Below are 23,939 nucleotides of genomic sequence, written 5' to 3' on the forward strand. Positions count from 1 at the left end.
GGTTGGGATGGGAACCATTGTCCCCGATCTGCCGCGGCCCCCCGGGGGCAGGGGTCAGAAGCTGGTCCATTCCTCGGTGTCGGCCGTGGTGGCCGCTGCCGGCCCTGCTGGTTTGGCAGTGGATGCCACTGGAGCCTGCGGCGCAGGGGCCAGTGCCGGGGCGGTGGCCGGGGATGCTGCCTTCACGGCGGCAGGCTTGCTGAAGGTGCTGCCAGCCTTGGCTCCATGGGCGACGGTGTGGAGCACCTGGGCCGTGGCGGCCGCCGCCTGCTTGCGTGCCGCCGTGTGGGCCGCAGCACGACGGGCCAGACCGGTCTGACCGCCGCCTTGCACACGGAACACGGCCACGGCATGCAGCAGCTCTTCGGACTGGTGGCGCAAGCTGTCGGCGGCGCCCGCCATCTCCTCCACCAGCGCGGCGTTCTTCTGCGTGGTCTGGTCCATGTGGGTCACGGCCTCGCCCACCTGGGCCACGCCGGTGCTTTGTTCGGCGCTGGCCAGGCTGATGCTGGAGATCAGCTGGGTGACCTTCTGGATCTCGCTGACCGCCTGCTCCATGGTTTCCCCGGCGCGCGCGGCACGGGCATTGCCCTGGTGCACTTCGGCCACGCTGGTGCTGATCAGCTGCTGGATTTCCTTCGCAGCTTCCGCACTGCGGCTGGCCAGGGCCCGCACCTCGCCGGCCACCACGGCAAAGCCGCGGCCATGCTCGCCGGCGCGCGCGGCTTCCACGGCGGCATTCAGCGCCAGGATATTGGTCTGGAAGGCGATGGAGTCGATCACCCCGGTGATGTCGGCAATCTTCTGGCTGCCGGCATCAATGCCCTGCATGGCCTGCACCACCTGGCGCACGGCGTGGCCGCCCTCGGTCACCACCTGCTGGGCGCTGCGCGCCAGCTGGTCGGCGGTCTTGGAGTGGTCGGCGTTGTGGGCCACGGTGCTGCCCAGTTCTTCCATGGCGGCGGCGGTTTCTTCCAGCGCACTGGCTTCGTTTTCGGTGCGGCTGGCCAGGTCTAGATTGCCCTGGGCGATCTGTGCGCTGGCAGCAGCCACGCTTTCGGCCTGGGCCTGGACCGTGCGCACCACATCCGACAGGCCATCCACCGTGTGGTTCATGGCGTCCAGCAGCTGGCCGATTTCGTCCTTGCGCTCGTGCGGGATCTTCACCGTCAGGTCGCCGGCGGCGATGGTGCGGGCCAGCTGGCTGGCTTCGTTCAGCGGGCGCACGATCATGCGGCGCAGCAGCAGGAACCACACCCCGGCCAGCACTAGCACGGCACACAACCCCATGGCGGCAAACAGGGCGATCATGCGGCGGGTTTCGGCCACGAACTCGTCCACATAGGCGCTGGAGACGATGGTCCAGTTCCAGGGCGCGTATTCGCCGAACACCGCCAGCTTGGCGCGCGGCGCAGTCTCGCCCGCATTCGCCCAGGGATAGCTGATGGCGCCCTGCTTGCGCTCCAGGATCTCGCGGATGAAGGTACGGCCATCGCTGTCCTTGGAGTCCAGAATGCTCTGCCCTTCTTGGGACGGGTGCACCACCAGCGTGCCTGGGGCGGCGGCGTCGTTGCGCAGCACGTAGTAATAGCCGCCGTCGCCCACTTTCAGCGCGCGGATGGAGGCCTTGAGGTTGTTCAGCAGCTCCGAGAAGTCCTGGCCCACGAAGGCCATGCCCACGATGGCGCCCGAGGCATCTTTCAGCGGCCGGTACTGCGTCATGTACTGGCGGCCGAACAGCATGGCCAGGCCCATGTAGCTGCGTCCGGCCTGGACTTCGGCATAGGCCGGGTGCTGGCGGTCCAGCTGGGTGCCGGTGGCGGGTTCGCCCTTGTCGGTCTTCAGCGACGAGGCCACACGCAGGTAGTCGTCTCCCTGGCGCATGAACACCGTCGCCACCGCACCGGTGGCGCGGGTGAAGCGGTCGATGCGGGCGTTGTCGCCATTCAGCGCCACCCCGTCCAGGCGCAGCAGCGGCTCGGCGCTGCGGTCCAGTTCCAGCGTGCCGTTCAGGCTGGCCGCGAAGCTGTCGGCCAGGAACTGGGTGCGCTGGCGCAGATCGCGGTCATTGGCCTCGATGAAGCGGCCCAGCATGGAGACGCCCTGCTCCAGCTCGTTCTGCACCTTGTGCTCCATCACGCGGGTCACGCTCCAGGCAATGCCCAGCAGCAGCGCCGCCAGAATGGCCGCCACCCAGACGAAGTTGGTGATGGCCAGCTTGGTTCCCAGGCCCTGGCGGCGCCAGTAACGTTGCCCAATGTGCATAGTGCCTCTTGATGGTGGGGGAGCGGCGCGTGCACCTGCAGTGCCGGGCCCTGCCTCGGGGCCACGGCGGTGTCCACTCCCAAAATCACAAGGCTAACGATCACCGCCGGAAAGCACTTGACCCACGTCAACGCGTAACAATCAAGTAACAAATCCGGCGGTTCCCTGCGCTATGCAAGGCGCTTTTTCGCCGCAAGTACCCACAGGTTCCTGCCCGGCGTGAGCCAGACAGGCCTGTGCAGTCACCCGCAGCCGCCGGGCATCAGGCCGTGGGCCGCTCTTCCACCTGCTGGCCCGGGTGGCGGGCGAAGCGGCGGATCTCCGGGCCATGCACCGGATCCTGGCTGTCCCAGGGCCAGCCGCCAAACTGGGTGCGGCGGTAGTCCATCATGGTCTGCATGATTTCCTGCTGCGTGTTCATCACGAACGGTCCGTACTGCACCACGGGTTCGGCAATCGGCCGGCCTTGCAGCATCAGCAGCTCCGCCACATCGCTGCCTGTGTTCTCCAGCACCCAGTCCTGGCCGGCGGCCATTTCCAGCGCCGCATGTTCGCGCAGCGTCTCACCAGCCACCTGCAGCTGCTGGCCCACAAACCAGTACAGCATGCGCCGGGTCTGCGCGCCCTGGGCGGCGGGCAGCGTCCAGCGGGCGCCGGGTTCCAGCCGCAGCGTCCAGATCGCCACGTCCGCATCGGCCTGGCTCGCCCAGGACTCAGGCGGCGGCGACAGCGGCGCACCCGCACCCGGCAGCGCACCGGCCACCACGGTGACCGTGGTCCGGGCACCGCCGTCGCTGGTATGCACCAGGCGCGGAATGCGCTCGCTCCACAGCATGGTGAAGTGCGGCGCCACCATCTTGCGGGCCGCGGGCAGGTTCAGCCAGATCTGGAACAACTCCAGCGGATTGGCCTGGTCGCGGTGCAGCAGCGGGAACATCTCCGAATGCTGGATGCCCTGGCCGGCGGTGAGCCACTGCACATCCCCTTCACCGAAGCGCGCGGCAGCGCCCAGCGAATCGGCATGGTCGATCAGGCCTTCGCGCACCAGGGTCACGGTTTCGAATCCCCGGTGCGGGTGGCCGGGAAAGCCGGGCACATGCTCGCCGTGGTACATCGAAAAGCCGTCCTTGCCGCTGAAATCACTGCCGAGCTCGCGCTCGTCCAGCGCCACGGCCTGAAGGCCCATCTGCCCGTCCCCTGCTGGGTAGGCATCGTCGTGGTGGGCGCAGAACAGAAACGGATCCAGCACCGGCCAGCGCAGCCCGTCGATGGGCTGGCGGCTGAGAATTGCGTGCGGGGTGTGGGGCATCTGGGTCTCCGGTGGCGACGGGTGGGGCGGCAACCAACCGTGCCGCAGATCCTGCCTCGCCATGGTGCAGATGATGGGGCCGGCGCACCGTTTCCCAATGCCATGCCTGCGGAACGCAGCATCTCACCCACAGAACAATGCCTGCTTCCACGCAGGCATTGTTCTGTAGCTTGAAGTCTCAGCGCGGCGGCATCTGCAGCCCACGCTGCACGGCCGGGCGTTTTTCCCAGGCCGCCAGCACGCGCAGCACATTGGGGAACTTGCCCAGGCCCACCAGCTCGCCTGCGTCGTAGAACTCGATCAGGCAGCGCACCCAGGGCAGGATAGCCATGTCGGCGATGGTGTAGGTATCGCCCATGATCCAGGACTTGCCCTTGAGCTGCTGGTCCAGCACCTTGAGCAGGCGCTGGGCTTCGGTGACATAGCGCTGCAGCGGGCGCTTGTCCTCATAGTCCTTGCCGCCGTAGCGGTGGAAGAAGCCGATCTGGCCAAACATGGGGCCGATGCCCCCCATCTGGAACATCAGCCACTGCAGCGTCTGGTAGCGCGCCACGGCGTCGGGGGGCAGGAACTGGCCCGACTTTTCCGCCAGATAGACGAGGATGGCGCCGCTTTCGGCCAGCACCAGCGGGCTGCCGCCGGGGCCCTGCGGGTCCAGGATGGCCGGAATCTTGTTGTTGGGATTGACGCTCAGGAACTCGGGGGTGAACTGGTCCCCGGTCTGGATGTCCACCCGGTGTGCTTCGTACGGGATGCCGCATTCTTCGAGCATCACGGACACCTTCACCCCGTTGGGTGTGGGCAGGGAGTACAGCTGCAGCCAGTCCGGAAACTGGGGAGGCCATTTGCGGGTGACAGGGTAAGGACTCAGATCGATCATGCAGGGCCTTGTGCAGGAGTCAACAGCCGCTGGCGCGTGCGCCAGCGTGTCTGCATGTTAACGGCCTTGTAGGACAAAAGGCCAGCGACAAACGGTAAAAAACGACAGCCTGCTAAATAAAACCATAGCAACCTACTACCGTCATATATACGCCTGAGCGCATTTAGGTACTCAGGACGTCTTTTTGTCCAGGCTCATGGTCAGGCCCTGCGCCGTGACCGTGATGACGCCGGGCTGCAGGCCGATGGTGTCGGCCAGCGCCAGATCCTTCTCCTCGAACTGGTACAGCACCAGGTTGTCCAGCACCTGCTCGCCCAGGCGCGGCCCGTAGGTGGTCAGCATGTCCGCCAGCGCAGGTGGGGCATCGGCGATCTGCAGGCTGTTGACCAGCACGCGCTGGGCGCGCAGCGTGCGGTCGCTGGGCTCGTAGCGCAGGCCAAAGCTCACATCCAGCTGGCCCTGGAAGGTCTGCTTGAGCACCGGACCCGACAGCAGCACCGGCAGCACGGCCCGGATCTGGTTGCTGTCCGGCAGCATGGACAGCACCGGCGCCTGCAGCTGCAGCTGCAGCAGGCCGGCCACGGGATAGGGTTTGGGGAATTTGCGCGCCACCGTGGCTTGCAGCTGCTGCGTGCTCATGCTGAGCTGGCGTGGCAGGGAACGGCCCGAGCAGGCGGTGGTCAGAAGAGGGACCGCACAGGCGGCACTGAGCAGAAAACGGCGGCGTTGCATGGGGCTGCGAATCCGGGAAAGCACAAAAGCGGTACGGTGTTGGAACCGTGCGGGCGATACAGGTTCCCTGTACCTCGCCGAAAAACCTGGGATTGTGCGGCAATCCGCCGCCTTCTGCCGAGGCGTACGCTGGGCCCCGGGCGCCAGAGGCAGCAATTCCCCACACCCCGTGTGTTTTCTGCCCGGCTGCGGCACACTGACCGGGTCAACTCGCCGGTGCTGGCAGGCGTTGGATGCGCAAGCGCCCCGCACGCCGCCCCACCCGGCCTTTCTCGCAGACCATGCCCTTGCCACCTTCTTTCACCGCTGCCATCGCGCAGCTGCAGTCCCTGCTGCGCCAAGGCTGGCAAGCCCTGCGCCAGTTTCTCGCCACCCGTACCCGCCGCCAGTGGTGGCAGGCCGCCGCCTGCGTGCCGGTGTTCCTGGTGCTGCTGCTGGGCGTGCTGGTGCTGCTCACGCCCAGTCTGTCGGACATCCGCAAGGCCAAGGAAGACAACCCGGCCCAGATCCTGAGCGCCGATGGCAAGGAACTGGCCCTGTTCACCCGCAGCAACCGCCGCTGGATCCCGCTGGCCCAGATTTCGCCCAATGTGGTCAAGGCGCTGATCGCCACCGAAGACCACCGCTTCTACGAACACCACGGCCTGGACTGGCGCCGCACCGCCGCCTCGGTGGTCTACACCCTGTCGGGGGACCGCCAGGGCGGCTCCACCATCACCCAGCAGCTGGCACGCAACCTCTACCCGGAAAAAGTGGGGCGCGACGCCACGCTCAGCCGCAAGCTCAAGGAAGCCGTGACCGCCTACAAGATCGAGGCGCTCTACACCAAGGACGAGATCCTGGAGACCTATCTGAACACGGTCCCCTTTCTCTACAACGCCTTCGGCATCGAGATGGCGGCACGCACCTATTTCGACAAAGGCGCCGACAAGCTCACGGTGCTGGAAGCCGCCACCCTGGTGGGCATGCTCAAGGGCACCAGCTACTACAACCCGGTGCGCAACCCCGAGCGTGCCGTGCAGCGCCGCAACACCGTGCTGAGCCAGATGGTCAAGCGCGAGGTGCTGGCCGAAGCCGAGTTCGACCGGCTCAAGACCCGCCCGCTGCGCCTGGACTTCGAGCGCCAGGAAGTCGCCGAAGGCCCGGCACCGCACTTTGTGCGGGCGCTGCGCGGCTGGCTGGTGGACTGGGCCGACAGCCATGGCTATGACATCCACAGCGACGGCCTGGTGGTCCACACCACCGTCGATTCGCGCATGCAGGCCTGGGCCAACCAGGCCGTGGCCCGCCATGGCCGCACCTTGCAGGCCGTGGCCCAGCGCAACTGGTCGCAGGCCAGCGCCTGGAGCGCCCAGCAGCCGCTGGTGCAGACCCTGGTCAAGGAAAGCAGCACCTACCGCAGCGCCGTGGCCAGCGGCGAAGCCCCGGCCGAGGCCCTGAAGCGCCTGCTGATCGACCGCGCCTTCATGGCCGCGCTGCGCGAAGAGAAAACCCGCATCCAGGCCGGCTTCCTGGCCATGGACCCGCGCAACGGCCATATTCTGGCCTGGGTGGGCAGCCGCGACTACAAGCAGGACCCGTTCGACCACGTGCAGCAGGCACGCCGCCAGCCCGGCTCCACCTTCAAGCCTTTTGTCTATGGCGCGGCCCTGCTCAACGGCAGCCGCCCCAGCGACACGCTGGAGGACAAGGCCGTGGAGATTCCGCTGTCCGGCGGCCAGATCTGGCGCCCCACCGACGCCCAGCCGCCCAGCAACCAGGCCATGACCCTGGCCGATGGCCTGGCCTATTCCAAGAACACCATCACCGCCCAGGTGATGCAGCAGGTCGGCCCCGCCAAGGTGGTGCGCCTGGCCCGCAGCCTGGGCGTGCGCGACAGCGCGCTCGACGCCGTGCCGGCCCTGGCCCTGGGCAGCAGCCCGGTCAGCCTGCAGGAAATGGTCACCGCCTACGCCAGCCTGGCACGCAGCGGCCAGTACCTGCCACCGGTCATGGTCACCCGCATCACCAACCGCGACGGCGATGTGCTGGCCGAATTTGCCCCCGCCCGCGCCGAAGCCGCCATGGACACCAACGCCGCCAACGCCCTGGTGGACATGCTGCGCGGCGTGATCGACAAAGGCACGGGCCGCGCCATCCGCAGCACCTACGGCATCCACGCCGATGTGGCCGGCAAGACCGGCACCACCCAGGGCAATGCCGACGGCTGGTTCATCCTGATGCACCCGCAGCTGGTGACCGGCGCCTGGGCCGGCTTCAACGACGGCCGCATCACCCTGCGCAGCGACTACTGGGGCCAGGGAGCCCGCAGCGCCCTGCCCATGGTGGGCGACTTCACCAACCGCGTGCTGGGCACCCGCCGCATCGACGCCCAGGCCCGCTTTGCCGAACCCGAGCACAGCGACTGGTGGGGCAATCTGGTGGACGGTCTGCGCGAACGCATTCAAGGCTGGTGGGGCAGCACCCCCGAGGACGAAGGCGCCGTGCAGGACCATGCCCCGTCCGCCCCCCGCCGCCCGGCGCCCGCGCCGGACGCCAGCCCGCCAGCCACACCGTCCACGCCTGCGGCGCCGCCCATGCCCGGCGGCGGCTGGCCCGGATGGGAGCAGCGCCCCGGCGGCCCGGCTCCGGTCACCCGCGACCCCGACACCAGCCACGACGGCCCGGTGGAAGAACGCACGCCCACCTTGCAGGAACAGGGCCTGCCCGCCCCGGCCCCGGCACCGGTGCAACCGCCCCCTGCCGGCCAGGACGGGGCCTACAACCCGTACAACCTGCCGCCCCTGCCCGGCCAGCTGCCCCGCCCGCAGGACCGCGAAGCCTACCCCATGCCGCCATTTGGCGGGTGATGGTGGAGGATGGCGTTCGCCTCCCGGCCGGGTGACGGCCGAGGCGCCAGTGGCCTGGCTGTGGACAAGCACCACAGCACACGGCGTGCAAAATCTTTTCCAGGGATGGCGCTGGCGGCGGGGCCGCACGGGTTGCTGCATCGACACACCCGTGCGCCGGAGTGCTATCGAACGTGAAGCGCGCAACTTGCTGTGCGCCGCGCTGCAAAACAATTTTCAGGACGCTGGTGGGCCGCCGGTGACGCCCCCGGGCAGGGCTCCGCCCCATGGCTTGCTCCCGTGGACGGCCCGCGGAGGCACTAGGCGTCTGTGTCGCCCACCACGGCCCGGGTCACTGCCGTTCCGGCCAGCAGGCCCCCGTCGATATGGAACTCGCTGCCGGTGATGTAGGTGGCCTCGTCCGACGCCAGCAGCACGGCCACGGATGCCACCTCTGACGGCAGCCCGAACCGGCGCAGCGGCGTGTCCCGCACCAGCGCCGCCATGCGCGCATCCCGGTCCGCGCCGGTGCCCAGCATGGGCTCCCACATGGGCGTGAGGACGGCGGCCGGGTGGATGGAATTGCACCGGATCCGGAGCCCCTGTTCGGCGCAGTACAGCGCCACGGTCTTGCTGTGGTTGCGCACCGCCGCCTTGGACGAGGCATAGGCCGCCGCCCCGGGAATGCCCACTAGGCCCGAGCGGGAGGAGATGTTGATGATGGAGCCGGTCTGCTGCGGCCGCATCGCCCGGATGGCGTGCTTGCAGCCCAGGAACACCCCGTCGAGATTGGTCCGGTGCACGGCATGCCAGTCGGCCAGCTCGGCATGCTCCGGGTCATGGGCCAGCACCCCGCCTTCGAACCCGGTCACGCCCGCGTTGTTCACCACCACGTCCAGGCGTCCCTGCTCGGCCAGGGCCTGCGCGGTAACGCGCCGCCAATCGTCTTCCTGCCGCACATCGAGCGGGGCATAACAGGCTTGTGCGCCCAGCGCATCGGCCACGGCGCGGCCCCGTTCATGGTCGATGTCGGTGACATAGACGAAGCAGCCCTGCTGGGCGAACATGCGGGCAATCGCTTCGCCGATGCCCTGGGCCGCCCCGGTGACTATGGCCACTTTGGAATCAAGTCTTTGGTCCATACCTGAAGCCACGCACCGCCCTCTCGGGCGGCGCGTGGAATGAGCAAAAGGCCAGTCTACCCGGCACATGCTTGCGTGCAGTGCCACGCCCCATCCACCCTGCGCACCCGGTGCGCAGACCGCCGCAGCCAGCATGAAAAAAGCCGCTGGCACACATCCATATGCCAGCGGCCGTTCGCTTGTGGGAAGCTCCGCAGACCCGCCTGCGGAGCGGCGACCATCAGCCTTCCAGGTACATGCGCGCCAGTTGCGCGCGTTCGGCAGTTCCCACGCCCAGGGCTTCGGCCAGATAGCGGTCCATGGTGCCGTAGCGTTCTTCGGCCAGGGCAAAGGCGCTGTCCAGGAACGGCATCTGCACGCGCCACAGCACATCCAGAATCTCCTGTGGCACCGTCTGCGCGGCCCTGGCGGCCAGCTCGGGCGGGCGGCGGTAGAGCTCGTTGGTCAGCAGGTAGTCGTCATGCACCACCTCGCGCGACACGCCCAGCGCCAGCAGGATCAGCGCTGCCGCCCAGCCGGTGCGGTCCTTACCGGCGGTGCAGTGGAAGACCAGGGGACGGTCGCTTTCCAGCAGCATGCGGAACAGCGTGGCAAAGCGCTCGGCGTTGTCGATGACAAAGCCGCGGTAGGTGTCCTGCATCAGACCCACGGTATCGGCCGGCGTGAGCCGGTGGCCCTGGTGGATCATGGCGAACGCGCGCTGCACCACGGTGGGTTCGATGGTCAGCGCATGCTGGGTCAGAAACGGCCAGTCGTAGCCCTGGGCCACGCGCTCTTCCACGCCGCGAAAGTCCACTGCCCGGCCCACATTCAGCTCCTGCAGGGCCTGCAGGTCGGTCTGGCTCAGGCCTGCCAGGTGGTCGGAGCGGAACAGGTGGCGCCAGCGCACCGTGCGGCCGTCGGCACCGGTGTAGCCGCCCAGATCGCGGAAGTTGGTCGTGCCCTGCAGGGCCACGCTGCGGGGGAACAGCGTGGCAGCAAGGGCAGTGGCGGGGGCGGCATCGAGGGCCAGGTCCATGGTCGCTCCTTCAAAGGTCAATCACCGGGCACGGGACCCGGGGCGGCACAGCGTGCAGGCCCCATGGTGCCTGCACTCCGTGACCAGCGCATGTACCCGTGCGACACCCGGCCCGCAGCGGCAGGCCGTCGGTCGCACGGACGGGGTCAGTCGTTGCTGACCAGGTGCTTGCCGACGATGCCGGTCAGCTCGAACATGCCGATGCGGTCCTTGCCGAACACCGGCAGCAGCTTGGCGTCCGCCACAATGATGCGCTTGTCCTTGGGGTCCTGCAGGTTGTGGGCCTTCACATAGTCCCAGACCTTTTTCACCACCTCGGTGCGGGCCACGGCGCCATCACCGATCACGGCGGCCAGTGCCGCATCCGGGCGGTAGTTGGCGGCGGCGGGCTTGCGGGCCGTGGTCTTGGCGGCGGCCTTCTTGGCGGCAGGCGCCTTCTTGGCTGCCGCGGTCTTGGCCGGCGTCTTGGCGGCCGCACCGGCGGCCGTCTTGCGCGGTGGGTACTTGGATTCGCGCTGTTCGAACTCGAAGTTCACCTTGCCCGCTTCCGCATCCCAGACCAGGAAGGCCTTGAAATTGCGGCGCGTGCGGTTGGAGACGAACTTCTCCAGCAGGTCGGTCTTGCCGGCAGACAGCAGCTTGCTCATCTGCTCGCGCTCGATCGGCTGCTGCAGAATGATCTGGCCGCTCTTGAAATCGCAGCTGGGCGTGGGCTGCTGCTGTGTGGGCACGGCCTTGGAGCAGACGTAGTTGGCGCCATGCTCGAACACCGGTGCACCGCACTTGGGGCAGTTGCCCAAAGACTGCTGGGCGCTGAAATCCACGATCTCGCCGGACTCTTCTTCCTTGTCGTCGCCAAAGTCGAATTCCAGCTTGTAGTTCTGTGCCTCTTCGTCGCGCACGATGGCCACTTCGGCGGTAAAGGGCCAGCCGGCCTTGGAGCGAAAGCCTTCCAGCGGGCCGATACGGCGGTCGCGCAGCAGGGCTTCGGCCTCGGCCGTTTCAAAGGTGCGGCCGGCCGGCGACTTGGTGAACGAGAAGCCGCAGCCTTCGCCCGCCCCGTTGGCGCCCGTGCAGGCATAGCGGCGGTAGTTTTCCTTGACCACGCCATGGCAGTTGGGGCATGGCGTGGACAGGGTGGCGTAGTCGCCGGGCACGGTGTCGCGGTCGTATTCCTTGGCCTTCTTGACCAGCTTTTCGGTCATGGCGGCAATCTGCTGCATGAAGGCGGCGCGCGACAGCTCGCCCTTTTCCATCTGCGACAGCTTGTATTCCCACTCGCCGGTCAGGTCGGCGCGGGAGAGTTCTTCCACCTGCAGGCCGCGCAGCAGCGTCATCAGCTGGAAGGCCTTGGCCGTGGGAATCAGCTCGCGCCCTTCGCGCAGCATGTACTTCTCGGTCAGCAGGCCTTCGATGATGGCCGCACGGGTGGCTGGCGTGCCCAGGCCCTTCTCCTGCATCGCGGAGCGCAGCTCTTCGTCGTCGATCTGCTTGCCGGCGCTTTCCATGGCGCCCAGCAGCGTGGCTTCCGAATAGCGTGCGGGCGGCTTGGTTTTCAGCCCCTTCACATCGGCATGGTCGGTGCGGGGCTGTTCGCCCGGCTGCACCGCCACCAGCGGCTGGCCCTTGTCGCCTTCCTTGGCGTCTTCCACCTCGTTGGCGGCTTCCTTGCCGTAGATGGCCAGCCAGCCCGGCTTGACCAGCACCTTGCCTTCGGTCTTGAAGGAATGCTGCTCCACCTTGCTGATGCGGGTGGTCACTTGGTGCTCGGCACTGGGGAAGAACACGGCCATGAAGCGGCGCACCACGAGGTCGTACAGCTTCTGCTCCGCCTCGCTCAGGCCGCTGGGCGCCTGGGTGGTGGGGATGATGGCAAAGTGGTCCGAGATCTTGCTGTTGTCGAAGATGCGCTTGGACGGACGGATGTAGTTGTCGTTGATGGCCTGCTGCGCAAACGGCGCCAGATGGCGCATGCCGCTGGTGGCCAGCATGTCGAAGGTCTGGCGTGCCACGGGCAGATAGTCCTCGGGCAGCGCACGTGCGTCGGTACGCGGGTAGGTCAGGGCCTTGTGGCGTTCATACAGGCTTTGCGCCAGCGCCAGCGTAGTCTTGGCGGAGAAACCGAACTTGCCGTTGGCCTCGCGCTGCAGGCTGGTCAGGTCGAACAGCAGCGGCGATGCCTGAGTGGTCGGCTTGCTCTCTTCGGTCACCGTGGCGGGCTTGCCCCGCACCGCAGCGGCAATGGCGTCGGCCTCGTGCTTGTTCCACAGGCGGTCGGCCTTGGCTTCGGCGTCTTCGCTCTTCTTCCACTGGGGATTGAACCACTTGCCCAGGTACTGGCCGGCCTGGGCATTGAACGCACCATGCACTTCCCAGTAGTCGCGGCTGACGAACTTGCGGATCTTTTCTTCGCGCTCCACCACCAGCGACAGCGTGGGGGTCTGCACCCGGCCCACCGTGGTCAGGAAGAAGCCGCCATCGCGCGAATTGAATGCCGTCATGGCGCGCGTGCCGTTGATGCCCACCAGCCAGTCGGCTTCGGAGCGGCTGCGGGCAGCATCGGCTAGGCCCTGCATCTGCTGTTCGCTGCGCAGCTTGTCAAAGCCGTCGCGGATGGCCTGGGGCGTCATCGACTGCAGCCACAGGCGCTTGATGGGCTTGCCCAGCCCGCCCTTGGCGCCGCCAGCGTACTGCTCAATCAGGCGGAAGATCAGCTCCCCTTCGCGGCCCGCGTCACATGCGTTGATGAGTTCGGTCACATCCTTGCGCTTGGCCTGCTTGACCACCGCGTTCAGACGGCTCTTGGTCTTGTCCACCGGCTTCAGGTCGAAGCGCGGGGGGATCACCGGCAGATTGGCAAAGCTCCACTTGCCGCGCTTGACGTCGAACTCCTCGGGCGCCTGGATTTCCACCAGATGGCCGACGGCACTGGTCACCACATAACGCTCGTTCTCGAAATGGTCTTCGTGCTTGTCGAACTTGCCGTAGGCAGGCGTCAGCGCGCGCACGATGTCCTGGGCCACGGAGGGCTTTTCTGCAATCACCAGGGTCTTTGTCATGGGTGGTTCTCGTTCATTACCACGGTGGCTTCACCAGCGAAGCCACCGCTTCTACAATGCGTCTCGCACGCGTGCGCACATGCGCGCACGTGTGTGCACATTCAAGTTATCAGAGATTGCCATGCCCCGCACCGCCGAATCCCTTTCCAGCCATCGCCGCATTCAAACCAGACGGTCCGGCGTACACGGCAAAGGCGTGTTCGCCGTGCAGGACATTGCCGAAGGCGAAACCCTGATCGAGTACACCGGCGAGGTGATCGGCTGGCAGGAAGCCCAGGACCGCCACCCGCACGACCCCAGCCAGCCCAACCACACCTTCTACTTCCATGTGGACGAAGACCGGGTGATCGACGCCAACTACGGCGGCAACTCGGCCCGCTGGATCAACCACAGCTGCGCCCCCAACTGCTACACCGACGAACGCGAGGGCCGCATCTACATCGTGGCGCTGCGCAATATCGCGGCGGGCGAAGAGCTGAACTACGACTACGGCCTGATGGTGGAAGAGCGCTACACGCCCAAGCTCAAGGCCGAATACGCCTGCTACTGCGGCGCGGCGCGCTGCCGGGGCACCATGCTGGCGCCCAAGAAGGGCTGGCGCCCGCCCATGCCGGGCGACCAATGAGGCCCGCCGCGCTGCGGGGCGACCCCGGCACCGTACGGTGCACGGCAAGCAACAAAAAGAAAGAATTACGATGACCACCCCCATCCACTGGAACGCCGAAGCCCTGTGGGAAGCCGTGGCCCCGCGCCTGCCGGGCTTCACCATCGACATTCTGCCCAGCGTGGACTCCAGCAACACCGAGCTGATGCGCCGCGCCCGCACCGGCGACACCGCTCCCACGCTGCTGGTGGCCGAGCAGCAGACGGCCGGCCGGGGCCGGATGGGCAAGCCCTGGGCCAGTAGCCTGGGCGATTCGCTGATGTTCTCGCTGGGCCTGCCGCTGAGCCCCCAGGACTGGTCCGGCCTGTCGCTGGCCGTGGGCCAGGTCCTGGCCGAGGCGCTGCAGCCCGGCGGCGGCACCACCAGCGGCCAGCCGCGCATCGGCATCAAATGGCCCAATGACCTGTGGCTGGAAGGCGACCGCAAGCTGGCCGGCATCCTGATCGAGACCGCGCATTTCGGCCCCGGCCCGCGCCAGGTGATCGTGGGGGTGGGCATCAACATCCGCCCCCGGCATGAACAGAATCTGTCCACCCCGCCGGCCTGCCTGCAGGACCTGGACCCGCGCTGGGAAGCGCCGACGGCACTGGCCGCGGTGATTCCCGCTCTGGTGGACTGCCTGCAGCGCTTCGAAGCCGAAGGCTTTGCGCCGTTCCGCACCGCCTTTGCCACCCGGGATCTGCTGCGCGGCCGCCCGGTGCGCCTGAGTGACGGCACCCACGGCATGGCCGAAGGCGTGGGCGCCGATGGCGCCCTGCTGGTGCGCACGGCCGGCGGCCTGGAGCAGATCACCAGCTCCGAAGTCAGCGTGCGCCCGGCACCGGCCCGCTAAACTGCGTTCCACGATGTTGCGACACACCCTGCTTGCCCTGCTGTTGGCCAATGCCGGCTACCTGGCCTGGAGCCAAGGCTGGATGGCCTCCCTGGGCTGGCAGCCCGAAACCCAGTCCGAAGCCTTCCGGCTCAAGCAGCAGATGCGCCCGGAAGCCATCCAGGTCGGCCCCATCACGCCACCGGCACGCGCCACCCCGGCTGCGGCCCCGGCGACTGACGCGGCAGCACCGGCCGCTCCGGACACCGCCACCCTCACCGCCGCCAGCGGACCCGGCCGTTGCTGGCAGGCCGGCACCTTCGACGACAAACAGGTCGTGGCCGTGCGTACCGCACTGCGCGACCTGGAGATCCCGGCCGAACAATGGGAGCTGCAGACCTCGGCCGTCAACGGCCGCTGGATGGTCTACCTGGGCAAGTTCCCGAGCGCCGAGGCGCTGGATGCGCGCCGGGCCGAGCTGCGCCAGCAGGGCGTCGCCTTTGACCGTGCCACCGGCACACTGGAACCCGGCCTGTCGCTGGGGCGCTTCCCCAGCGAAGAGGCCGCCACGCGCGAGCTGACCACCTTCCTGCGCAAGGGGGTGCGCGGCGCCCGTGTGGTGCAGGAACGGGCCGAAACCACGCTCTACACCCTGCGCCTGCCCCATGTGTCCCCGGAGCTGCACGCCCGCATGGAACGCCTCAAACCCGCGCTGGCCGGCAAACCGCTGCGCCTGTGCGAAGGCTGAGCACCGCCACCGCTGCGGCCCAGGCGCCCACAAAAAAGCCCACTGCCTGACGGCGGTGGGCTTTCTTTTTGCCATGTCCTGGGCATGCCGGCAGCGCCGGCGTGCCCCTGGGGAAAGACTCAGTCGATCTGGATCTTGGCGTCCGCAGCCACCTTCTTCATGGTGGCCACGGCGGTCTGGATCTGCTTGGTGAAATCCGCAGTGGACGAACCCGAGGGGTACAGACCCTGGGAGGACATGCGCTTTTGCACAGCGGGGTCCTTCAGTGCAGCCACCACGGCCTTTTGCACGCGTTCCACCTGGGCAGCAGGCATGCTCTTGGGCGCGACCAGACCGAACCACGAAGGGTTGTTCAGGTCGGGGTGACCGGCTTCGGCGTAGGTCGGCACGTCGGGCAGCACGTCCAGGCGTTGGGGCCAGGACACGGCGATGGCGCGCAGCTTGCCTGCCTTCACGTGGGGCAGGGACGCAGCCACCTGGTCAAAGTAGACGGGCACCTGGCCGCCCAGCACGTCGTTGATGGCCGGGCCTGCACCACGGTAGGGAATGTGCAGCATGTCGGTGCCGGTGCTGCGCTTGAACTGTTCGCCCCACATGTGGCCGATGGTGCCGTTGCCGGGAGTGGCGTAGGACACCTTGCCGGGGTTGGCCTTCAGGTAGGCCACCAGTTCGGCAAAGTTCTTCACCGGCAGGATGGCGGGGTTCACCATGATCACACCCGGGGCCTTGACGATTTCGGTCACGCCCACGAAGTCCTTGATGGCGTCATAGGGCAGCTTGCTCAGCACGGCGGGGTTCACGCCGTGGGTGGACAGCGTGGCGATACCGAAGGTCACGCCGTCGTTGGCACGGGCTACTTCGGCCATGCCGATGGAGCCGCCGGCGCCGGCCTTGTTCTCGATCACCACGGTCTGGCTCAGCAGCTTGCCCAGCACGTCCTGCAGGTTGCGCGGCACCATGTCGGTAGCGCCTCCGGGCGGGAAGGGCACGATGATGCGGATGGGACGGCTGGTGTCCTGGGCCAGGGCCATACCCGGCGCAGCTGCCACGGCAGTGGCGGCGGCCACGGAGGAGAGGAAGTGACGACGTTGCATCTGAGGATTCCGATAGTGAGAGGAGAGAAAAGAAGGGTAAGGGATTTGTCCAGCTGACAAAAGCAATAGCTGTGCCTGTTATCATTCCCAAAAGGAATCAAATCAGTGTCTTCCAGCCTGTTACCTCTGCGGCGCCTGACGCCCCCCGTCCACCTGTTGCGGGCCTTCTCCACCGTAGCCCGGTTTGGCGGTGTGTCACGCGCTGCCGAAGCCTTGCACCTGACCCAGAGCGCGGTGAGCAAACAGGTGCAGGAGCTGGAAAAATGGGTGGGCGTGCCACTGTTCGAGCGTAACCGCAAACGTTTGACCCTCAGCTCTGCGGGCGAACGCTATGAGAAATCGGTGCGCGCCCTGCTGTCGCAGCTGGAGTCGGCCACCTTGGAATTGATCACCAGCAGCGATGGCGGCGGAGCCCTGCACCTGTCCACCCTGCCGACCTTTGGCGCCAAGTGGCTCATTCCAAAGCTTCCTGATTTCCAGACCCGCCACCCGCAGGTGACGCTGCATTTCGTGCCCTATGTGCAAGGCTATGACTTTGGCAGCCCCACGCTGGACTGCGCCATCCTGTTTGGCGACGGCCACTGGCCCAATACCCGCGCCCACTACCTGACGGGGCGCGAAGTGGTGCTGATCGCCCCGCGCAACCCGGAGCAGAGCATCCGCACCCCGGCCGACGTGGCGCACTGCACGCGGCTGCGCCATGTGACCGTGCCCCAGGCCTGGTCGCGCTGGAGCGAGACCTATGGCGTGGACGACATGGACCCGCTCAGCGGCCCACAGTTTGACCAGTTCCAGACCATCATCCGCGCCGTGCAGGCCGGCATGGGCGTGGCCCTGGTGCCCCGCTGCCTGGTGCAGGACGAAATCAACGCCGGCCTGGTGAGCGAGCCCCTGCCGCAGCACAGCGTGCTCAGCGACCAGGGCTACTGGCTGTGCTACCCCGAGACGCGCGCCAACCTGACCCCGCTGCAGCAGTTCCGCGACTGGCTGCTGACCAGGGCCGAAGCGGCGGCCGAAGCCGAGGCCAGCCTGACCGCATCTCCCCGCCGCCCGGCCCTGGCGTCCAACGACCTGGAATAAGACGCACCGGGCGGTCGGCAGGCCACGGTGCCGCCGGCCGCACGCTTCGGCACCGCGCCTATTCCGCCACCTGGGCCGGAAAGCGCACCGTGAAGCGGGCCCCGGGCATGGGCTGGCCCGGGTGCACATCTTCCAGCGCCACCTGGGCGCCATGCTGGCGGGCAATCTCCAGCACGATGGGCAGCCCCAGGCCGGAGCCATCGGCTTCGGTGCCCAGCGCACGGTAGAAGGGCTGGAACACCAGATCGCGCTCGGCCTCGGGCACGCCGGGACCGGTGTCCTCCACCTGCAGCACCACCACGCGGCCGAACGGATCGGGCAGCACGCGCACCGTCACCAGACCGGGCTGGGCATTGCTGGACGGGGTGTAGTTGATGGCGTTGTCCACCAGGTTGCGCACCAGCTCCTGCAGCAGCGTGGCATTGCCCCAGACCTGCAGCGCCATGGTGCCGGGTTCGGCGCCGTCGTAGCCCAGGTCGATGTGCTTGTCCATGGCACGGGGCAGGCAGTCCTGTACCACCTCGATCACCAGCTCGGCCATGTCGCAGGGGGTGCGCTGCAGCGCCGTGCTGGCGCCTTCGGCCCGGGCCAGCGACAGCAGCTGGTTGACGGTGTGCGTGGCGCGGATGGAGCTGCGCCCGATCTGCTGCAGCGAGCGTTTCAGGTCTTCGGTGCTGGTCCCCGGGCGCTGGGCCAGATCGGCCTGCATGCGCAAGCCGGCCAGCGGGGTCTTGAGCTGGTGAGCCGCGTCCGCCAGAAAGCGTTTCTGCGTGGCAATGGAGTCGTTCAGCCGCCGCAGCAGATCGTTCACCGCATCCACCAGCGGCGCCACCTCCATGGGCACGGCCTTGTGGTTCAGCGGCGACAGGTCGTCGGGCTTGCGCGCGCGGATGCGCTCTTCCAGCCGGTGCAGCGGCTTGATGCCGCGCGCCAGCGCCAGCCACACCAGCAGCACCGACAGCGGCAGGATGACGAACTGCGGCAGCATCACGCCCTTGATGATTTCCGCCGCCAGCACGCTGCGCTTTTCCCGTGTTTCCGCCACCTGCACCAGGGCCAGCACCTCCTGGTCCAGCGGCACGCGCACCCAGATCGAGGCCACGCGGATGTCCACGCCGCGCAGATCGTCATCGCGCAGCTGCACCTGGCCGATGCTGGCTTCGAAGCCACCGCCGGTTTCCGGCGGCATGGGGAACTCGCGCTCGCCCGACAGCAGCACGCCTTTGACGCCCAGCACCTGGTAGTACACCATGTCGGAATCGTCGGCGCGCAGCAGCTCGCTGGCGGGGCGCGGCATGTAGAACTGCAGCTGCCCATCACTGACCACCAGCAGCTGCGCCAGCGCCTGGGCGTTGTACTCCAGCGCACGGTCGAACGGCTTGTTGGCCAGCTCCTGCGCCACCAGCCAGGTCAACGCCAGCGACACCGGCCACAGCAGCAGCAGCGGCGTGAGCATCCAGTCGAGGATCTCGCCAAACAGGGACCGCTGCTCACGCTGGAAGATGTTCAAGGTGCAGGTTCAGGCCAGGGGCCAGAAAAAAGTGGCCCGGAACACAAACGCCACGGCGGACACCGTGGCGCAGGACATGCCGCGCGCACCGGGCGCGCAGCCGCTCAGTGGTTGATCTTCTCCAGACAATAGCCCAGACCGCGCACGGTGGCGATGCGGATGGGACCGCGCTCGATCTTCTTGCGCAGGCGGTGGATGTAGACCTCGATGGCATTGTTGCTGACCTCTTCGCCCCACTCGCACAGACGCTCCACCAGCTGGTCCTTGCTGACCAAACGGCCTGCACGCTGCAGCAGCACTTCCAGCAGGCCCAGCTCGCGGGCGGACAGTTCCACCATCTTGCCGTCGATGGTGGCCACGCGCCCGGCCTGGTCGTACACCAGCGGACCGTGCTTGACGGTGCTGCTGGTGCCGCCCATGCCCCGGCGCGTCAGCGCGCGCACGCGGGCTTCCAGCTCCTGCAGGCTGAAGGGCTTGGCCATGTAGTCGTCGGCACCGAAATCCAGCCCCTGCACGCGCTCCTCCACGCTGTCGGCGGCGGTGAGGATCAGCACCGGCAGCGCATCGCCCCGGCTGCGCATCTTCTTGAGCACTTCCAGCCCATGCATCTTGGGCAGGCCCAGGTCCAGGATCAGCAGGTCGAACTGGTCGTTGGTCATCAGCGCGGCATCGGCCTCGCTGCCACTGGACACATGGTCCACCACGGCACCAGCGCCGCGCAGGCTGCGCAGCAATCCATCGGCCAGCACCTGATCATCTTCGGCGATGAGTATGCGCATGGGGGTCTCCTGAAGGCGCCGCAGTCGGGCCGCGGTCGTTTATGTCTTGATGCTTCGGATGGCACTGTGAAGGCGCCGCACCAGCCTGTCGGCCAGCCGATCCATTCTAGGAGCCGCCCATCCCCCACACCAGCGGACTTCCCCCGGGAAAACACCCGGTTCACCTGTACGGAAGCTGACATTCACGCCGGTCTTGATGCAAGTCATTTCCGCGTGCATCCGGCAGTCCCCGGTCGCTGGCGCCGACAGACGGTACCCCGTCGTCCCGCGCGCCTGCCCGCAGGCACTCAGGCCAGCGTGCCGCTGTCGCCCGCGTAGGCCTCCAAGCCGATCTGGACCACGGTGGCCACGTCCTGGCCCACCGATTCCACAAACTCCGCCTCGGCCTGGGCCACGGCGTCATGGAAGGCCTGCAGCCAGTCCAGCCCGGTGGGCGTGAAACACACGCGCCGCGCGCGCCGGTCGTGCGGATCGGACTCCCGCGTGACCAGACCCCAGGCCACGCACTGGTCCACCAGATCGGCCATGGCCTGCTTGCTCATGCCCGCGCGCTCGGCCAGGTCGGTGATGCGGTCGCCCGCCAGCGACAGGTGGCGGGTGATGTGGATGTGCGCCGCACTCACCTGGTCGCGCGCCGCCAGATTGGACAAGGCCAGCGGCACGGCCACATCGCGCGCCATCAGCTGCAGCACGCGGGCATCGAACTGGCGCATGGCATGGCCCAGCAGCCGGCCCAGGTGGGTCTGGCGCCAGGCATCGCTGGGGGGAATGGCGTGGGGAAGTTCGCTCATGACCCCATGGTAATTTAGTCAGGCAAACTGACTAAATATTGGTGGAATTGACTGAACAGCGCCCCTAAACTACTGTTCAAGCATCCAGCCTGTTATTCATTCCAGTGGCTGCACCCCCATCCCGCCAAACCCTTCCAAGGAGAGTTTTCATGAACGCCATTGCCGCCAAGTCCGCCGACGCCAACAGCGAAAAAGCCAAGGCACTTGCAGCCGCCCTCGCCCAGATCGAAAAGCAGTTCGGTAAGGGCACCATCATGAAGCTGGGCGAAGGTGAAGCGGCCCAGGACATCCAGGTGGTGTCCACCGGCTCCCTGGGCCTGGACATCGCCCTGGGCGTGGGCGGCCTGCCCCGTGGCCGCGTGATCGAGATCTACGGCCCGGAATCCTCGGGCAAGACCACGCTGACGCTGCAGGTCATCGCCGAAATGCAGAAGCAAGGCGGCACCTGCGCCTTCATCGACGCCGAACATGCGCTGGACACCAGCTACGCCCAGAAGCTGGGTGTGAACCTGAGCGAAGTGCTGATCAGCCAGCCCGACACCGGCGAACAGGCCCTGGAAATCTGCGACAGCCTGGTTCGCTCCGGCGCCGTGGACCTGATCGTGGTCGACTCGGTGGCCGCGCTGACCCCCAAGGCCGAAATCGAAGGCGAAATGGGCGACCAGCTGCCCGGCCTGCAGGCCCGCCTGATGAGTCAGGCACTGCGCAAGTTGACCGCCACCATCAAGAAGACCAACTGCATGGTCATCTTCATCAACCAGATCCGCATGAAGATCGGTGTGATGTTCGGCTCGCCCGAAACCACCACCGGCGGCAACGCGCTGAAGTTCTACGCCTCGGTGCGCCTGGACATCCGCCGCACCGGCACCATCAAGAAGGGTGACGAAGCCATCGGCAACGAAACCAAGGTCAAGGTCGTCAAGAACAAGGTCTCGCCTCCGTTCAAGACCGCCGAGTTCGACATCCTGTTCGGCGAAGGCATCAGCCGCGAAGGCGAGATCCTGGACATGGGCGTGAACGCCAAGATCCTGGAAAAGTCCGGCGCCTGGTATGCCTACAACGGCGAGAAGATCGGCCAGGGCCGCGACAACTCGCGTGAATTCCTGCGCGAGAACCCCGCACTGGCCGTGGAAATCGAGAACAAGGTGCGCGACAGCCTGGGCATTGCCCTGCTGCCCGTGGCCGCCGGCGAAGACGCCGCCAAGCCCGCCAAGGGCAAGAAAGGCGACAAGAACGCCACGGTGGACGAAGACGGCGTGATCGGCTAAAGCCCTCCAGCAGCTGTTCCCTGGCCACGCTGTGCCAGGGGGACAGCCGCCCGGCCAGGGCAGCGCCCGCCAGCGGCCTGCGGCGCACAGGCCCATGGGCACAGCCCTCCGCCACCACACACAGGTTTGCCATCTTTGCGCAGGGTTCCCTGCGCCTTTTTTGTTTCTGGAGCGTGCACCGCATGGGCTTTGCCAAACTCTCCCTCACCGGCCGCGCGCTGCGGCTGCTGGCTCAGCGCGAGCATTCGCGGCTGGAGCTGGAGCGCAAGCTGGCCGCCCATGTGGAAGAAGGCGAGGATCTGGCCGCCGTGCTGGATGCGCTGGAGGCCAAGAACTTCATCAACCCCGAGCGAGTGGCCCAGTCCGTGGTCTACACCCGCAGCAAGAAGCTGGGCACGGCCCGCGTGGTGCAGGAACTGCGCAACAAGGGCCTGGACGATGACACCGTGCGTGCGGCCACTGCACAGCTGCGCGCCACCGAACACGCCCGCGCCTGGGCCGTGTGGCAGCAGAAGTTCGGCCAGCCGCCCGCCACCCCACAGGAACGCATGAAGCAGATGCGCTTCCTGGCCAGTCGGGGCTTTGGCGGCGAGGTGGTGAGCAAGGTGGTCAAAGGCCAGCCTCCCGAATCCGAGCACAGCTGATGCCGCAGCGGCCCTGTGCAGGGCCGCTGCTCCCACCTTACCACAGCTGGCCCAGGACCCCGCCGGCCACCAGGGCCAGCAAACCGCCCGTGACCAGGACGCCGTAGCGGGCGCCCCCGCTGGCAAAGGCCAGCGCGCTTTTGGCCAGGCTGCTGCTGGCCAGCACACCCAGCACCCCCCAGTGCGCCACCTCCAGCGGCACCACCCCATTGGCCGCCATCTGGGCCACGCCGGCGGCGGCGGCATGCACCTCGGCCAGCGCCACCAGCATGGTCGTAGCCAGCACCCCGGCGCTGCCGTAGCGCGCGCCCAGCCAGGCCGCCAGCAGCGACACCCCGGCAATCAGCGCCGCAATCCACAGCGCCTGCGACAGCTGGAAGGCCCGGCCGGTCGGCGCCGCGGCCGGGGTCTGCGCACCTTGTGTGCGCCGCCACAGCAACGCCACCACCCCCAGCAAGGCCAGCACCGCCCCCACCAGACTCCCCGCAGCCGTCTGCAGCAGGGCCGGTGACACGGCGCCCACCACGGCCACGAACAGCAGCAGGGACGCCAGGTTTGCCAGCAGCGCCGCCGCAGCACAGGCACTGGTGTGGGCCGGCTCGGCCCGCGCACGCTGGCCCATGCCGGAGACCGCAGCGGTGGACGAGGCAAAACCGGCAAAGAAACCCGCAATCGACAGGCCCCAGCGCGCGCCGAACAGGCGCTGTGCCACATGGCCGAGCATGCCCACCGCCATGACCAGCACCACAATGCGCCACACCATCAGGGGACTCACCGCCCCCCAGGGATCGACGGGACTGCGGGAGAGCAGCGGCATGACCACCAGGGCCGCGGCCCCCAGCATCAGCGCGTCCTGCAGCTCTTTTTCGCTGATCCACTCGCGGCTGAGCTTTTGCATCGGCACCTTGGCCTGCAGCAATATGGCCATCAACACCCCCAGGGCGGCAGCCAGCGCAGGGTCCCGGGCGGCCAGCCCGCCCAGCAGCGCGGTCAGCAGCAAGGCGATCTCGCCCGTCAGCCCCGGGTCCTCGCGGGCAGTGAACCCATAGGCCAGCGCCGTCAGCCCGGCCACGGCCAGCAGGGCGGCAATGAACACGCCGCTGCCCAACATCCAGGCCACACAGCCCAGCAGCCCCACCAGGGCATGGGTGCGCGTGCCCGCCATCAGCGCAGGGCCGGCATGCATGCGCTCGCGGACCACCCCCACCAGCAGGCCCACGCCCAGGGCGGCCAGCAGCGCGCGAAAAATCGCTTCCCCTTCCATAAGCCTCCGGCCCAGGTTGCAGATGGAGGAATTATCACCAGCGCGGCGGCGCG

19 protein-coding genes are annotated in these 23,939 nt (G+C 67.5%); 7 read left to right on the forward strand and 12 right to left on the reverse strand.

The features are described from left to right. Nucleotides 1-54 precede the first annotated feature (54 nt). From QM470_RS17920 to QM470_RS17935, 4 genes are all read right to left on the reverse strand, one after another. Entirely contained in the window at nt 55-2,265 is a 2,211-nt protein-coding gene (locus QM470_RS17920) for a methyl-accepting chemotaxis protein (protein WP_283340209.1), read from the reverse strand. Between the two features lie 262 nt (nt 2,266-2,527). Next, complete coding sequence (locus tag QM470_RS17925) at nt 2,528-3,574, reverse strand: pirin family protein (protein ID WP_283340210.1); 1,047 nt, start codon at nt 3,572-3,574, stop codon at nt 2,528-2,530. A 178-nt stretch (nt 3,575-3,752) separates the two neighbouring features. Continuing rightward, entirely contained in the window at nt 3,753-4,454 is a 702-nt protein-coding gene (locus QM470_RS17930; protein WP_066538033.1) for a glutathione S-transferase N-terminal domain-containing protein, read from the reverse strand. A 171-nt stretch (nt 4,455-4,625) separates the two neighbouring features. Beyond that, on the reverse strand, nt 4,626-5,186 hold the full coding sequence (locus tag QM470_RS17935) for a DUF1439 domain-containing protein (protein ID WP_283340211.1): 561 nt from the start codon (nt 5,184-5,186) through the stop codon (nt 4,626-4,628). A gap of 281 nt (nt 5,187-5,467) precedes the next feature. On the opposite strand from QM470_RS17935, the gene QM470_RS17940 reads away from it, so the two are divergent. After that, nucleotides 5,468-8,035: a penicillin-binding protein 1A gene (locus tag QM470_RS17940; protein WP_283340212.1), complete on the forward strand. Its 2,568-nt coding sequence runs from the start codon at nt 5,468-5,470 to the stop codon at nt 8,033-8,035. A gap of 299 nt (nt 8,036-8,334) precedes the next feature. On the opposite strand, the gene QM470_RS17945 is transcribed toward QM470_RS17940, so the two are convergent. From QM470_RS17945 to QM470_RS17955, 3 genes are all read right to left on the reverse strand, one after another. Then, complete coding sequence (locus QM470_RS17945; protein WP_283340213.1) at nt 8,335-9,156, reverse strand: glucose 1-dehydrogenase; 822 nt, start codon at nt 9,154-9,156, stop codon at nt 8,335-8,337. Nucleotides 9,157-9,376: 220 nt separating this feature from the next. Continuing rightward, nucleotides 9,377-10,174: a tyrosine-protein phosphatase gene (locus QM470_RS17950; protein WP_283340214.1), complete on the reverse strand. Its 798-nt coding sequence runs from the start codon at nt 10,172-10,174 to the stop codon at nt 9,377-9,379. A 146-nt stretch (nt 10,175-10,320) separates the two neighbouring features. After that, nucleotides 10,321-13,233, reverse strand: coding sequence for a DNA topoisomerase III (locus QM470_RS17955; protein WP_283340215.1), 2,913 nt, complete (start codon nt 13,231-13,233; stop codon nt 10,321-10,323). Nucleotides 13,234-13,354: 121 nt separating this feature from the next. Here QM470_RS17955 and QM470_RS17960 point away from each other — a divergent pair, with 121 nt between their 5' ends. The 3 genes from QM470_RS17960 to QM470_RS17970 all read left to right on the forward strand — a co-directional run bounded on the left by QM470_RS17960 (nt 13,355) and on the right by QM470_RS17970 (nt 15,456). Continuing rightward, nucleotides 13,355-13,858, forward strand: coding sequence for an SET domain-containing protein (locus tag QM470_RS17960; RefSeq protein ID WP_066538052.1), 504 nt, complete (start codon nt 13,355-13,357; stop codon nt 13,856-13,858). Nucleotides 13,859-13,928: 70 nt separating this feature from the next. Then, the gene (locus QM470_RS17965) at nt 13,929-14,729 is read left to right on the forward strand and encodes a biotin--[acetyl-CoA-carboxylase] ligase (protein ID WP_283340216.1); all 801 of its coding nucleotides are present in this window, start codon (nt 13,929-13,931) and stop codon (nt 14,727-14,729) included. Nucleotides 14,730-14,742: 13 nt separating this feature from the next. Further along, nucleotides 14,743-15,456: an SPOR domain-containing protein gene (locus QM470_RS17970; RefSeq protein ID WP_283340217.1), complete on the forward strand. Its 714-nt coding sequence runs from the start codon at nt 14,743-14,745 to the stop codon at nt 15,454-15,456. 119 nt (nt 15,457-15,575) lie between these two features. Here QM470_RS17970 and QM470_RS17975 read toward each other — a convergent pair whose 3' ends face one another. Next, nucleotides 15,576-16,550: a tripartite tricarboxylate transporter substrate binding protein BugE gene (locus QM470_RS17975; protein WP_283340218.1), complete on the reverse strand. Its 975-nt coding sequence runs from the start codon at nt 16,548-16,550 to the stop codon at nt 15,576-15,578. A gap of 105 nt (nt 16,551-16,655) precedes the next feature. Between QM470_RS17975 and QM470_RS17980 the strand changes: the two genes are divergently transcribed. Then, nucleotides 16,656-17,630 (forward strand): LysR substrate-binding domain-containing protein, encoded by a 975-nt coding sequence (locus QM470_RS17980; protein ID WP_283340219.1) that lies wholly within the window; start codon nt 16,656-16,658, stop codon nt 17,628-17,630. A 58-nt stretch (nt 17,631-17,688) separates the two neighbouring features. On the opposite strand, the gene QM470_RS17985 is transcribed toward QM470_RS17980, so the two are convergent. The 3 genes from QM470_RS17985 to QM470_RS17995 all read right to left on the reverse strand — a co-directional run bounded on the left by QM470_RS17985 (nt 17,689) and on the right by QM470_RS17995 (nt 20,710). Beyond that, nucleotides 17,689-19,140 (reverse strand): sensor histidine kinase, encoded by a 1,452-nt coding sequence (locus QM470_RS17985; RefSeq protein WP_192334442.1) that lies wholly within the window; start codon nt 19,138-19,140, stop codon nt 17,689-17,691. A gap of 104 nt (nt 19,141-19,244) precedes the next feature. Continuing rightward, on the reverse strand, nt 19,245-19,919 hold the full coding sequence (locus tag QM470_RS17990; RefSeq protein WP_066538078.1) for a response regulator: 675 nt from the start codon (nt 19,917-19,919) through the stop codon (nt 19,245-19,247). 287 nt (nt 19,920-20,206) lie between these two features. Continuing rightward, entirely contained in the window at nt 20,207-20,710 is a 504-nt protein-coding gene (locus QM470_RS17995; protein WP_066538081.1) for a MarR family winged helix-turn-helix transcriptional regulator, read from the reverse strand. 149 nt (nt 20,711-20,859) lie between these two features. On the opposite strand from QM470_RS17995, the gene recA reads away from it, so the two are divergent. After that, nucleotides 20,860-21,978: a recombinase RecA gene (gene recA, locus QM470_RS18000; RefSeq protein ID WP_192334444.1), complete on the forward strand. Its 1,119-nt coding sequence runs from the start codon at nt 20,860-20,862 to the stop codon at nt 21,976-21,978. A 182-nt stretch (nt 21,979-22,160) separates the two neighbouring features. Continuing rightward, complete coding sequence (recX, locus tag QM470_RS18005; RefSeq protein ID WP_283340220.1) at nt 22,161-22,622, forward strand: recombination regulator RecX; 462 nt, start codon at nt 22,161-22,163, stop codon at nt 22,620-22,622. A gap of 37 nt (nt 22,623-22,659) precedes the next feature. On the opposite strand, the gene QM470_RS18010 is transcribed toward recX, so the two are convergent. Beyond that, nucleotides 22,660-23,886 carry an MgtC/SapB family protein gene (locus tag QM470_RS18010; protein WP_283340221.1) on the reverse strand — a complete coding sequence of 409 codons (1,227 nt, stop codon included), beginning with the start codon at nt 23,884-23,886 and terminating at the stop codon, nt 22,660-22,662. Nucleotides 23,887-23,939 lie beyond the last annotated feature (53 nt).

The organism is Comamonas sp. 17RB, assembly GCF_030056555.1.
In the GTDB taxonomy this organism is placed as follows: Bacteria; Pseudomonadota; Gammaproteobacteria; order Burkholderiales; family Burkholderiaceae_C; genus Comamonas; species Comamonas terrigena.

Excerpts from the sequence above, each read along its gene's own strand:
- QM470_RS17920 (WP_283340209.1), bottom strand. The coding sequence starts at position 2,265 with ATGCACATTGGGCAACGTTACTGGCGCCGCCAGGGCCTGGGAACCAAG.
- QM470_RS17925 (WP_283340210.1), bottom strand. The coding sequence starts at position 3,574 with ATGCCCCACACCCCGCACGCAATTCTCAGCCGCCAGCCCATCGACGGG.
- QM470_RS17930 (WP_066538033.1), bottom strand. The coding sequence starts at position 4,454 with ATGATCGATCTGAGTCCTTACCCTGTCACCCGCAAATGGCCTCCCCAG.
- QM470_RS17935 (WP_283340211.1), bottom strand. The coding sequence starts at position 5,186 with ATGCAACGCCGCCGTTTTCTGCTCAGTGCCGCCTGTGCGGTCCCTCTT.
- QM470_RS17940 (WP_283340212.1), top strand. The coding sequence starts at position 5,468 with ATGCCCTTGCCACCTTCTTTCACCGCTGCCATCGCGCAGCTGCAGTCC.
- QM470_RS17945 (WP_283340213.1), bottom strand. The coding sequence starts at position 9,156 with ATGGACCAAAGACTTGATTCCAAAGTGGCCATAGTCACCGGGGCGGCC.
- QM470_RS17950 (WP_283340214.1), bottom strand. The coding sequence starts at position 10,174 with ATGGACCTGGCCCTCGATGCCGCCCCCGCCACTGCCCTTGCTGCCACG.
- QM470_RS17955 (WP_283340215.1), bottom strand. The coding sequence starts at position 13,233 with ATGACAAAGACCCTGGTGATTGCAGAAAAGCCCTCCGTGGCCCAGGAC.
- QM470_RS17960 (WP_066538052.1), top strand. The coding sequence starts at position 13,355 with ATGCCCCGCACCGCCGAATCCCTTTCCAGCCATCGCCGCATTCAAACC.
- QM470_RS17965 (WP_283340216.1), top strand. The coding sequence starts at position 13,929 with ATGACCACCCCCATCCACTGGAACGCCGAAGCCCTGTGGGAAGCCGTG.
- QM470_RS17970 (WP_283340217.1), top strand. The coding sequence starts at position 14,743 with ATGTTGCGACACACCCTGCTTGCCCTGCTGTTGGCCAATGCCGGCTAC.
- QM470_RS17975 (WP_283340218.1), bottom strand. The coding sequence starts at position 16,550 with ATGCAACGTCGTCACTTCCTCTCCTCCGTGGCCGCCGCCACTGCCGTG.
- QM470_RS17990 (WP_066538078.1), bottom strand. The coding sequence starts at position 19,919 with ATGCGCATACTCATCGCCGAAGATGATCAGGTGCTGGCCGATGGATTG.
- QM470_RS17995 (WP_066538081.1), bottom strand. The coding sequence starts at position 20,710 with ATGAGCGAACTTCCCCACGCCATTCCCCCCAGCGATGCCTGGCGCCAG.
- recA (WP_192334444.1), top strand. The coding sequence starts at position 20,860 with ATGAACGCCATTGCCGCCAAGTCCGCCGACGCCAACAGCGAAAAAGCC.
- recX (WP_283340220.1), top strand. The coding sequence starts at position 22,161 with ATGGGCTTTGCCAAACTCTCCCTCACCGGCCGCGCGCTGCGGCTGCTG.
- QM470_RS18010 (WP_283340221.1), bottom strand. The coding sequence starts at position 23,886 with ATGGAAGGGGAAGCGATTTTTCGCGCGCTGCTGGCCGCCCTGGGCGTG.